Origin of the sequence: uncultured Victivallis sp., assembly GCA_944389935.1 — a bacterium.
Taxonomy (GTDB): domain Bacteria; phylum Verrucomicrobiota; class Lentisphaeria; order Victivallales; family Victivallaceae; genus Victivallis.
The window spans coordinates 107,932-119,761 of record CALXOE010000004.1; the positions used below are offsets into that span (position 1 = coordinate 107,932).

General features: G+C 57.9%; 11 protein-coding genes. 7 read left to right on the forward strand and 4 right to left on the reverse strand.

Annotated features, from left to right (window positions below):
• Window positions 1–6: 6 nt before the first annotated feature.
• Window positions 7–891, forward strand: a complete 885-nt coding sequence (locus tag Q0J85_RS02565) for an LD-carboxypeptidase (protein ID WP_294477977.1) — start codon at window positions 7–9, stop codon at window positions 889–891.
• 63 nt (window positions 892–954) lie between these two features.
• Here the strand turns inward: Q0J85_RS02565 and Q0J85_RS02570 are convergent, their stop codons facing one another.
• Both Q0J85_RS02570 and Q0J85_RS02575 read right to left on the reverse strand, forming a co-directional pair.
• A complete protein-coding gene (locus tag Q0J85_RS02570) occupies window positions 955–1,623 on the reverse strand; it encodes a type II secretion system protein (RefSeq protein ID WP_294477979.1) in 669 nt (222 codons plus the stop codon).
• Entirely contained in the window at window positions 1,620–3,194 is a 1,575-nt protein-coding gene (locus tag Q0J85_RS02575) for a glycosyltransferase family 2 protein (RefSeq protein WP_294477981.1), read from the reverse strand. Before Q0J85_RS02575 ends, Q0J85_RS02570 begins: the two co-directional genes overlap by 4 nt.
• Window positions 3,195–3,488: 294 nt before the next feature.
• Here Q0J85_RS02575 and Q0J85_RS02580 point away from each other — a divergent pair, with 294 nt between their 5' ends.
• From Q0J85_RS02580 to Q0J85_RS02595, 4 genes are read left to right on the forward strand one after another with little or no spacing between them, the layout of a single operon-like run.
• Window positions 3,489–5,018 carry a hypothetical protein gene (locus Q0J85_RS02580; RefSeq protein WP_294477983.1) on the forward strand — a complete coding sequence of 510 codons (1,530 nt, stop codon included), beginning with the start codon at window positions 3,489–3,491 and terminating at the stop codon, window positions 5,016–5,018.
• A 2-nt stretch (window positions 5,019–5,020) separates the two neighbouring features.
• Window positions 5,021–6,544, forward strand: coding sequence for an efflux RND transporter periplasmic adaptor subunit (locus tag Q0J85_RS02585; protein ID WP_294477986.1), 1,524 nt, complete (start codon window positions 5,021–5,023; stop codon window positions 6,542–6,544).
• Window positions 6,544–7,320, forward strand: coding sequence for an ABC transporter ATP-binding protein (locus Q0J85_RS02590; RefSeq protein ID WP_294477987.1), 777 nt, complete (start codon window positions 6,544–6,546; stop codon window positions 7,318–7,320). Before Q0J85_RS02585 ends, Q0J85_RS02590 begins: the two co-directional genes overlap by 1 nt.
• A complete protein-coding gene (locus Q0J85_RS02595; protein ID WP_294477990.1) occupies window positions 7,317–8,588 on the forward strand; it encodes an ABC transporter permease in 1,272 nt (423 codons plus the stop codon). Before Q0J85_RS02590 ends, Q0J85_RS02595 begins: the two co-directional genes overlap by 4 nt.
• A gap of 72 nt (window positions 8,589–8,660) precedes the next feature.
• Here Q0J85_RS02595 and Q0J85_RS02600 read toward each other — a convergent pair whose 3' ends face one another.
• On the reverse strand, window positions 8,661–9,221 hold the full coding sequence (locus Q0J85_RS02600; RefSeq protein WP_294477992.1) for a helix-turn-helix domain-containing protein: 561 nt from the start codon (window positions 9,219–9,221) through the stop codon (window positions 8,661–8,663).
• A 111-nt stretch (window positions 9,222–9,332) separates the two neighbouring features.
• Window positions 9,333–10,253, reverse strand: coding sequence for a sugar phosphate isomerase/epimerase (locus tag Q0J85_RS02605; protein ID WP_294477994.1), 921 nt, complete (start codon window positions 10,251–10,253; stop codon window positions 9,333–9,335).
• A 198-nt stretch (window positions 10,254–10,451) separates the two neighbouring features.
• Here Q0J85_RS02605 and Q0J85_RS02610 point away from each other — a divergent pair, with 198 nt between their 5' ends.
• Entirely contained in the window at window positions 10,452–11,348 is an 897-nt protein-coding gene (locus Q0J85_RS02610) for an amidohydrolase family protein (protein WP_294477996.1), read from the forward strand.
• A complete protein-coding gene (gene ispF / locus Q0J85_RS02615) occupies window positions 11,348–11,824 on the forward strand; it encodes a 2-C-methyl-D-erythritol 2,4-cyclodiphosphate synthase (RefSeq protein WP_367274579.1) in 477 nt (158 codons plus the stop codon). The genes Q0J85_RS02610 and ispF overlap by 1 nt, the downstream gene beginning before the upstream one ends.
• Window positions 11,825–11,830: the final 6 nt, after the last annotated feature.

Consider the following 11,830-nt stretch of genomic DNA (forward strand, 5'->3'; position numbering starts at 1 on the left):
CCACCCATGTACGATCCGTTTCACACCATCGGAATCATCGCCCCGGCCGGAAAACTCAAGCCGGACAAATTCGACACCGGCGTCGCTTTTCTGCGCGCGGCGGGAAAACAGTTGAAGTTCGGAAGCCACGTCAACGGCCCCTCCCCCGTCGCCTACCTCGCGGCGGGCGCCGAAGAACGCGCGGAAGACCTCTCCGCCCTCTGGTTCGATCCAGAAGTCGAACTGCTGCTCGCAGTCCGGGGCGGATTCGGCTCGGCCCATCTGCTGCCGCTGCTCGACTGGCAGGCGCTCAAAAGCAGAGCCGACCTGCCGCTGGCCGGATTCAGCGACATTACCGCACTCCACTGGGCGATGGAACGTTTCGGCGCGGGCCGCCCGATCGCCGGGCCGATGCTCGGCAAACTCGCCGAATCCTCCGCCTCCAGCTTCACCGCGCGCTTTCATGCGCTCGCATTCAGCCCGGACTCCTACGAAATCGAATCAGCTCCCGAATACGGCCGCTATCAGCTCCTCCGCCCCGGAGACGCCGTCGGACTCCCGCTGGTCGGCAACCTCACCGTCGCCGCGACACTGTGCGGGACGCCCTATCTGCCGGACGTCTCCGGGCGGATTCTGATCCTCGAGGATCTGAACGAACCGCTCTACAAACTCGACCGCGCCCTGACCATGCTCGAGCAGAACGGCATTTTCGCGCGTTGCGCGGGCGTGCTCTTCGGCCAGTTCTCCGATTGCGCCCCGCTCCCGGAACTGTACGCGCTGCTGCGTCGGACGGCGGAACAGGTGAACGGCCCGGTCCTCGCGAATTTTCCTTTCGGGCATACGCTCCCCATCGCCACGATCGACTTCCACCGCAGGATCTCCATCTCCGACGGCCGGGTGCGCGTTCTGTGAACACCAAAAAAAATCCCGCTCCCCAAAACCGGAGGGAACGGGACACATTCCGGAACGGGACGGTCACCAGGTGCCGTCCTCCCACTGCAGCATGCTGTTGAACGTATTGCCGTTGTAGGAGACGTTCAGGACCGGCCTGTCGCTGTCCCCCATGTGCCAGAGACAGCGGACGACCGGAAAGTTGCTGAGGAACGACGAATATTTGCGATCCTTGAACGGGCCCTCCAACGTGCAGGTGTCGCTCTTGACATTCCGGGTCTTGTATTCGTTCCAGGTCATGGTGCCGGTCTCCCCGACTTCCTCGGCAAATCCGCAGGGGGACTCGGTAAACTCGTAGAAGTAACTGATCTTTTCGACATCGTCATTGGTCGGGTTGCCGTAGGAGCCGATTTTCCCGGGGACGTCATAGGCTTCGTCATATTTCTTGTCGGGTCGGGCAATCCACGCGGTCAGGGCCGCGCCGGGATCGTTGCCGTCTTTCGGGCAGTGATAAACATCCAGCGAACTCATGTAGCTCGGGTAAAGTGTCGAGATCCACGGCGGCATCCGGTCGCGGTAGTCGTTGCGATACATTTCGCACGCGAGGCTGAGTTGCTTCAACTGGTTCAGACAGGTCGTGGTTTTCGCCCGCTCCCGGGCCTGATTCAGGGCCGGCAGCAGCATCCCCGCCAGAATCGCGATGATCGCAATCACGACGAGCAGCTCGATGAGGGTAAAAGATTGTTTTTTCATGCGGTTTCCTCCTTACATGAGTCGGTGAATTCGGTCAATCCGTGTTTGGTTTTTTCCCAGTAAAACGGCTTTGTGAAAATCTGGGCGAATCCTTTCCACGCCGCCAGCGATATCAGCAGCCAGTAGAACGGCATCAGCAGCGCGACAGGAATCAGCCGGTAAAATTTCCGCTTGATACACGCGGCAACCCCGATACCGATGAATATAAAATTCGCAAAGAACATGATCAAGGCCCCCAGAAAAAAAATCTGAGAAAAAATCGACCAGAACGGATCTTCCCCCGTCCCGTAATAAACCAGCGGCCACGCCCGCAGCGCCACTCCACCGATCCGGATACCGTCGTAATTCCCCGTCTGCTGCGGCCCGACAATCAGGTCGAACACCGAAACTCCTGAGCAGACGCCATGCACCAGCAACGCCCCGTAAAGCAGCAGCACCCCCCAGAACATCAGGTTCGTCAACATCATCATCGCACTGCCTCCGACCGCGAGGAAGCCCCCGAACGCCCCATACAACCCGAGCCGCCTCACCGTCAGGAGCGGATTGCGGTAGTGAACAAGATGCGTCTGAACAAACCCCTTGACCCAGCGCGACCGCTGGCGCATCCAGTTCCAGAGTTGGGAATTTGCCTCCTCATAGGTGGTGGAGTTCATGAGTTTCGTCTTGTAGCCGTACTCGTAGATCCGCAGACCGAGGTCGCAATCCTCGGTCACGTTGAACGGATCCCACCCGCCGATTCCACGCAGGATCTCCGTGCGGAAGTGATTGCTCGTGCCGCCGAGCGGCAGCGGCAGACGGAAGAGCTGATACCCCGGCAGCGTCAAATCAAAATAGGTCGAGTATTCGACCGTGAACAACCGCGTCAGAAGATTGTAGCGGCTGTTGAAATAATTGAGCTTGCCCTGAACGCAGAGCACCTTTTTCTCCGTGTCCCGCCGGAAAACGACATACGCTTTCCGGAGCTGATCCGGTTCGGGCGCATCCTCCGCGTCGTAGATCACGCAGAACTCCCCGCGCGCCCGGGCAAGACCGAAGTTGCAGGCGCGCGGCTTGGTCTTGGGCGGCAGATCGGGAATCGTGATCACCCGGCAATACGGAGGCAGCCCGCTCGTTTCGAGGGCGGTGCGGGTTTCCGCGTCATCGGCCTCCAGCAGCAGCATGACTTCGAGCTTCTCCTGCGGATAGTCGAGTTTGCCGATGTTGCGCACGATCTTCGCGGCGATGTTCGCCTCATGATAAAGCGGCAGGAACACCGTGTAGAGCGGCAGCTCCTCATCCGTCACCGCCGCGACCTCCTCGTCCGTGACGATCTCCTCGCCGCGGCCGAACCACGACAGAATCGCAGCTCCGCCCCGGAAAATCACCGCCGCCGCATACCAGAACATTAAAAACGCGGTCACCAGAAACAAAAAGTAGTCCCAGCGGAATTTCAGCAGCAACAGCAAGCCCGCCGCAATCAGAATGTAGCGGAGCTGCTGCCAGCGGCTCGAAACCTCAATGGCAGAGCCGCCGGGGTGCGATTCCACAAACGCCCGGGTGATGGGATCAAGTTGTTCCGGAATGAACTTCATGCTACTGATTGAAAATAACACGTTTTCAAGGAAAGTAAAGCCTCTTTTATGATTTTTTTACATTTTTTCGGGCTCCTTGATTTTCAACATTCGCTTAATAAATATAAAATGTAAGGAAAAGACACGAAAAAAACGGAAAATACTCAAAAATAAACTTGCAATTATGCAATGTTGGTATAACTTTTTTAACTGGATCGGGGAATGCGTTTTTTTTGCCGTTCCCGTCGTCCGCCACCGTCAGATCGAATCAGGGATTTTCAGAATAAAACAGCAAAGGGAAGGTTACAGAGGAAAATGCATTTCAGGCAGACTCGATTGGTGAAACCCGCAGCCGCCGTCTGCGGCTCGGTCATGGCTCTGGCGATGCTCACTGCGCCCGCGGCTGCCGCCGTGGAAGAGGAGGAGCCCATCGTCCGTACGGAAGAGGATTACGCGCGTGGGAAGCAGAACGTCCGTTCCGTGATCGAGGAGCTCACCGAACTCTTCACCAATGACGAGCCGGTTTCAGTCGTTCAGGTTTCCAACCGGCAGATCCTGCCGCCGTACAGCAAGATCATCGACGGGACAAACGGCCGCTCCACACTGATCTTCCGGCCGCGTTTCACCTCGGCCAAACCGATGTACCGGGCACTCGACGGCATCATCACCGGGTCAACGTACGTCGAACCGCTCGAAGAACAGAATGCACTTATCACCAACGCTCCGACCGAAGAGCACAAAAGCTATCAGAATACTCTCGAAGCGATGGACATCCCCTCGCCGCAGATTTTGATCGAAGCGAAAGTCGTCGAAGTCATGTTCAGCGACGGCATGCAGCGGAATCTCTCACTCATGTTCCAGGGGAACCGCTATCAGGCGGGCGCTCAGACCCAGGTTCCGGGCAACACCACCTCCTCCACGTCCGGCGCGACCGGCAACTTCACGCCATACGCGGGCAAGGACTCGATGAACATCGCATTCCAGTGGCTCGAAACCGCCGAAGACGCGACCGTGCTCTCGAGCCCGAACATCCTCATCTCCCGCAATGAAACCAGCCGGATCGTCACCGGTGAGGAAATCCCGATCCAGGAGGCGACCAACACCGGAACAAGCATCCAGATGAGTACGAGCTTCAAAGAGGTCGGCGTGACGCTCGAAGTCGAACCGAGCATGATCAACCGGGACAACGTCACGCTGCGCGTCTATCCGAAAGTCTCAAACGTCCAGCGTTACGAGAATATCTCCAGCGGCGGCGCCAACTACTCCGTGCCGGTCATCTCCGCCCGCAGCGTCGAAAGTTACATCCGCATGCAGGACAAGCAGGTCGTGATGATGGGCGGACTTTACAGCAACCGCACCACGCTGCAGCAGGAGCGCGTGCCGTTCCTCTCGGATCTGCCGTACATCGGCGAACTCTTCACCGGCAAGAACGAGTCCAAGGAGGTTACGCAGCTCGTGTTCTTCCTGAAGATCCACATCATTCAGCCGGATCATCAGGTCGCCAACGGAATCTACTACGACTTCGACAACAACGCCAAAGTCAGCGAAAAGCTCGGTGAAATCGTCACCAATGCCGACAGTTTCCCGATGCGTGAACGCTCGCTCAAGCGGTTCCGCGACGAGGTCGTTGGAGCACTTCCGGGCGCGGAGGCGAAGAAGCGGCAGGAGTTCAAAAGCAGACCCGTTACGGTCAATGCGACTGAAGAATCCCCCGCAGGTCCTGAAGTCACCGAACCCTCGAAAGAGCCGGGTCTGATCGACGACAAACCGGCCGTCAAAGTTTACGTTGAGAAGAATGACGCGGCCTCTGATCCGGCCGCGGAAGCCGTAACCGAAGAGGAGTAAGCATGAAACTCAGCCGGAAAAAACTCACATGGCTGATCGTCCTCCTGGTGATCGGGGGAATCGGCGCCGGCGTGTGGTTCGGCGTATTCCGCCCGAAACTCATGGCGAAAAAAGCCGAGGCTGCGAAAAAAGCGCAGGACGCCGAAGACATGGACCGTACGTTCAAGGTCCGGCGCGACGACCTCATCATCGGTCTGCTTCAGGGCGGATATGTGAACGCCAGCCAGAAACACAAACTCTCGCTGCAGGCCAATTACCGGACGAAACTGCTCTGGGTCATCGACGAAAACACCAAGGTCAAAGCCGGCGATCTGCTGGCCCGGTTTGAGACGGACGAACTCAAGGAGCAGATCGAGAATCTCGAGATCGAGCTCGACAACCTCAAAAAGGAGCTCGATCTCGCGATCGAGTCGAAGAAGATTCAGATCAGCACGAATGCGGCCGATCTTCAGGCCGCCGAAGAGAGTCTGCTCCAGGCAGATGACGCAATGCGCAAATACCGCCGGTTCGAGCGCTCCAGCACGCGCGACAGCCTCGACCTTGCGATCTCCAACGCGGAAGCCGCGCTCGAAACCGCCAAAAACGATTACGCCACCACGCGCGACAGCGAGGTCGAGGTTTCCAAAGACGAGAACGCCGAGGATAAAAAACGGCAGCTGCTCAAAGAGGCGCAGGCCGTGATCGACGAAAAGGAGAACGCCCTCACCACCGCTGAGGACAATCTCCGGGTGTTCCGCCGTTACGACAATCCGAGCAAACTGACCCGTCTCTACAATGCCTACGAACAGGCGAAACTGAATCTGCGCAAGGTCAAGATCTCGACCGAGTCGAAGATCGTCCAGGCCGACAAATCGATCGAGAACTACCGCCGCCGCGTCCGCCGCACGACCGAACAGTTGAACCGCTATAAGAACTATATGACCATGATGGAGCTGCGCGCTCCGGTCGACGGCGTCGTGATCTATGCGGATCCGGACCGGCGCTGGGGAAATCTCGACGTGAAACCCGGTATCGATATCAACAAGGGGCAGGTGCTCATCACGATTCCGGAGATGTCGAATCTCGTGGTCGACTTCGATCTGCCGGAACAGTACCGCTCGAAGATCAACATCGGAGACCGCGCAGTGATCTCGCCCGATTCGCTGCCCGGCGAAAAATTCGGCGGTGCGATTTCGCATATCGACACGCTGCCGGTCAATCTCGTGAACTGGGACGCCTCGTCTCCGAAAATCTACAAGTCGAAAATCAAACTCGACCAGCAGTCGCCGAAACTCGTGAACGGCATGAGTGTTCAGATCAACATCGTGACCAAGACGATTCCGAATACGATCTTTGTGCCGGTCGAGGCGGTTTTTGAGGATAACGATCGATTCTTCGTCTACCGCAGCAGCCTCACCGGTCCCAAAGAGGCCGACGTGACCATCGGCGAATCGAACGACAATTTCGTGCAGATCACGAGCGGACTCGAAGAGGGTGACGTCGTCTACCTCTACCGCCCGTACCAGAAAACGCAGGATTCGCAATAATGGCGGCGGACAAGGCGATAACGGGCGACGATATCGTCCGTCTGATCGATATTCGTAAAACCTACATCACCGGGGAACTCCAGGTCCCGGTTCTCAAGGGAATTCATGCGACGGTCAGACGCGGGGAATTCGTCGGGTTCATCGGAACCTCCGGCTCCGGCAAGTCGACGCTGCTGAACATCCTCGGGATGCTCGATGTGCCGACCAGCGGTCAATATTTTCTTGAGGATACCGAGGTCAGCCAGCTCTCCGATGTCGACCAGGCGACGATCCGGAACCGGAAAATCGGCTTCATCTTCCAGAGCTTCAATCTCTTCCCGCACCTGTCGGTCGAGGAGAACATCGAAGTGCCGATGGTTTACGGCCGGATTCCGGGCAGGATTCGCCGCAAACGGGCTCTTGAACTTGCGAAGCGGGTCGGACTCGGCCACCGCCTCGGACACAAGCCGACGCAGCTCTCGGGCGGAGAGTGCCAGCGTATCGCGATTGCGCGGGCGCTCTCGAACAACCCCGCATTCATCCTCGCGGATGAGCCGACCGGAAACCTCGACGAGAAAACCAGCAATGAAATCATGGACCTCTTCCACGAACTCAACCGCGGACAGGGCGTGACGATCGTCATGGTGACGCACAATCCCGCGCTCGGTCCCCATTATGACACGATCATCCGGCTGCGCGACGGCCGGATCGACGACCGGCTCTTCGAGTGGGAGATCCGGGAACAGGAGCGGCAGGCGGCCGAGAAAGCGGCCAAAGCGGCGGAGGTGGCGAAATGATGCTCGTCCGCGATCTCTTCAAGCTCTCGCTGCACAATCTGCTTCTGCACAAGGTGCGGTCGATTCTGACGTCGCTCGGGGTAATCTTCGGCGTCGGCAGCGTCATCGCGATGCTCGCGATTTCCGAGGGGGCAAAACGGTCGGCACTGGCTCAGATCGAGGCGATGGGCGTCGACAAGATCATTCTCTTCTCGAAGCGGCCTCCGATCGACGGGCGCAGCGAAAGTTCCGACAACGCCAGCGTCATGGAACGCTACGGGTTGAACAGCCGCGATGTGAACAACATCCTGAAAATGGACAACGTCGAACGCATCACGGGAGTTTTCGACACCCGGAAAAAGGTGCTGAAAGGGCTGGACCGCACCGACCTCAAGCTGGTCGGCTGCGATTATGAGTTTCTGGGGGATTCCCTCGCGCGGATCGAGAAAGGACGCTGGTTCACGCCGGCGGATTTCAAGAACGACGCCTACGTCTGCGTGATCGGCAAAAACGTGAAACGCAAACTCTTTTCGATCGGCAACACGGACATCGTCGGCAGCACGATCCGGGTCGAAGACATGGTGTTCCGGATCATCGGCATCATCAACAACGAGTACGGTACGCAGTATCCCGAGATCGGCGGCCAGAACGATATGATTCTGATCCCGATGACGACCGCCCGCGCACTCTGCAAGGACTACACGTTCTACCGGGAAGGACGAAACTACAAGATCACCCGGATCGAATACGATCTCTTCCTCATCAAGGTGAACGACACCAGTTACATCGACAACACCTCCAAGCGGGTCGCCGGATACCTCGAAAAAACCCATTCCGAAACGAAAGACTGGGGCATGGTCGTCCCGCTCGAACTGCTCAAGCAGATGGAGCAGACACAGAACATCTTCACGATCGTGATGGGTTCAATCGCCGGCATTTCCCTCGTGGTCGGCGGCATCGGCATCATGAACATCATGCTCGCAAGTGTCTACGAGCGGCGCAAGGAGATCGGAACGAGGCGCGCGCTCGGCGCGCAGAAATCGGACATCCTGCTGCAGTTCCTGATCGAAACGGTCTTTCTGACCTCGATCGGCGGAGTTCTCGGGATTCTGCTCGGGGTCGGCATCGGCTCGACGATCACCTACTACACGCAAATGCCGACGATCTATTCGGCGTGGAGCATCATCCTCGCGCTGGCGATCTCAAGCATCACGGGCGTGATCTTCGGCACCTATCCCGCCTACAAGGCAGCGCAGCAAAATCCGATCACGGTGCTGCGCGCGGAGTAAGCACAAAACGATGGGGCGGAGAAAAATCTCCGCCCCTCCTGAGCTTCAGCTTCCCGCCTCAACCGGCTCGTCTCAATGGTAAATCACCATGGCGGAGGCGTAATCGCACTCCGGCGCGAGCGAAGCGCCGTGCGGCAGTCTGGCGTCGAGGTAGATGGTGTCGCCTTTCTTCATGCGGCGGGTGTTCCCGGGGCTGCCGACCGCATAATCGATCTCCCCCTCGAGGACGACGAAGAACTCCTGGCTGTCGTGCTGAAGCAGCTCGCGTTTCCGGTCACACGGCCGATATTCGATGAAAAAAGGATTCATCGTGCGGTCGGTCTTTTCAAATGCGAGCGCGTGGTAGTGAATGCCGTATTCGAGTCCCTGATTCCGGTCGATCAACTCGCCCTCATCAAGGCGGCCGAACACATACTCCGGGCTCGCATTCTCCCGCCGGAAGAGCTCGATCATCTCAACCCCGAGCGCCGCGGCGACCAGATTGAGTGCACGCAGCGAAGCTCCGGTGCGAAAATTTTCGAGCCGGGAGATGTACCCTTTCGAGAGGCCGCTGCGGGCCGCGAGCTGATCGATGGTCAACTGCTGCTGCTGCCGCAGCTGGCGGATTTTCTGAGCGACATTCACGAGATCCATAAATTCCTCCTCCGGTTGTAAGACACGGCCGGCGGGTCGATTCATGCGTTCACCGCTGCAGAACCGATCCCGCGCGCCGGAAATCCGGATTCCGGGTTCCGTTTTCGGAAATTATCCGGCGATGGAGTTCTTCGCTTCTTCAACGAGTTTCATGAAGCGGCGGCCGTATTCGACGTAGTTGTCAAACTTCTCCTGCGCGCGCTGATCCTCTCCGACGCTCTCGTGGAAGACGTTCTTCATGTGCGGCTCCATCGAAAAACCGCCGTCATAGCCGTTCCGCAGCAGATCCGTGACGATGCGCAGCACATCCCCCTGCCCCTCTCCGGCGAAAGTGAACTCCACCTTGTTGAAGCCGCTCGGGTTGGCCTCACCGAGGAAAATCGCATCCTTGATGTGCACGTAGCAGATGAACTCTTTCACATGACTGTAAAACTCCCACGAGCTCTGAATCCGTTCCAGGGCATCACCCTCGCTGCGGTCGAAGTTCAGAACCGGATTGCCGGTGTCGAATACGAGCTTGAAGTTCGGAGACTGGATTTTATCGAGCAGCTTGAGCGTGTGCTTCCACGACATGCCGCCGTAGTTGTTGCAGTTTTCATGCAGATAAAGCACATCGGCATCCTCGCACATTTTGACGAGGTACGCGACCTTGCGGAATACATTCTCCTCGACCTCGGGATCCCATGCGGGACGATCCCACTGCGCCTTGAAGCTCATGCCGCGGATCATCCTGCAGTTCAGCCGTTTCATGCGCACGAGCGCGCGTTTAAGCTGTTCGATCGTTGCCTGGAAATCCTCCTCCTTGAGCGGACTCCATCCCCAGTTCGCCACTGCGCTGCCGAAACAGTTGACTCCGACTCCGGACTCTTCCAGAGCGGCGGCAACCTTGTCGAACTCCTCCTCCGACAGATCGTGAATATTCTTCCCGTCGATGTTCCGGGATTCGATCCACTTCCAGCCGAGCTCTTTCGTCGCCTTGATCTGCCCGGCGATCCCGACCGCCGCCTCGTCCGCAAAACCGGTGTAGTACATGTTCCGACCCTTTCTGGGTTTCCCCCTTTGTTAAGTATATTAACAATAATTAATGTAACGCTGCGCCGACCATTTATCAACAACGCGAAAGGCAAAATTCGGAATTATTTGCCCGAACAGCGGGAAAGCGCAGCGAATTCCAACTTGCTTTTCAGGAGAAAAGGCGTTACATTATCCTCCTACGGAAAGAGTGAGACCATGAAGATCATCGACGCCCACATTCATTACGCCGGACATGAGGGATTCAATCAGACCGCCCGCGAATCCGGACAGATCAACACCGCCGCGGCCGTTGCGGAGAACTTCAGACGCAACGGAGTCGTCGCTGCGGTCGCGATGGGGACGGGACGCAGCGACGGGCGGCCCGACGGCCTCTGCGAACCGATGCGGCCGGATCTGGCCGGACCGGTCACGGAGGAGTCATGCGCCCTGCCCCGGAACATCGCCTACTGCGCGGGTGTCGACTCGGGGGCGATCACGCCGGAAAACACCGCGAAATCTCTGGAACTCTTTGAAAGATATCTGAAGACACCGCAATGCGTCGGTCTGAAATTCTATCCCGGCTATCATCACATCTACATGTCCGACAAACGGCATTTTCCGTTCTTCGAGCTTGCGGCGGCATACGGCGTCCCGGTGGTGATCCATACGGGCGACACGGCGGGGACCCGCGGTCATGTGAAATACTCCCATCCGCTGACGATCGACGAGATCGCGGTCGATTTTCCGCAGACGCATTTTGTGCTTGCCCATTACGGCAACCCGTGGATCGTCGATGCGACTGAAGTGGCCGCGAAGAATGAAAACGTCTCGATCGACCTCTCCGGACTCGCCGCCGGGAAAATCGAGAGCGAAACGTTTCTCGCACAATATCGCGGCTATCTCGAATACCTGAAGACCTGGATGGCTTATCTCGGCGACTGGAGCCGTTTTCTGTACGGTTCAGATTATCCGCTGGTCAACATCGACGAATACATCAAAGTGATCCGGGCGCTCATCCCGGAAGAGCATCAGGAAGCGGTATTTTACAGCAACGCGCTGCGCACATTCGGCAAACTCGCCCGGCTGCCGCAGCCCGGGGAGGAAGAAAAATGATTCGGATCGGACAGGGATATGATGTACACAAACTCGCCACCGGCCGCAAACTCATTCTCTGCGGCGTACCGGTGCCGCATCCGACCGGACTGCTCGGGCACAGTGACGCGGATGTGGCTGTCCACGCGCTTATGGATGCGATTCTCGGAGCGCTGGCTCTCGGCGACATCGGCCAGTGGTTTCCGGATTCCGACCCGGCCTGGAAAGATGCGGACAGCATGAAACTGCTCAGAGCGGTCATGGCCGATCCGCGCGTTTCGGAGTGGGAGATTGGAAATCTCGATCTGACCATCATCGCGCAGAAGCCGAAACTGCTGCCGTTCAATCTGGAAATGCGCACGAATCTCGCCCGGGCGCTCGATCTGCCTCTCGACCGCATTTCGGTCAAGGCGACCACCACGGAAAAACTCGGGTTCGAGGGACGCGAGGAGGGAATCGCCGCCTCCTGCGTCGTACTGCTCGAAAAGCAGGCCTGATCTCCT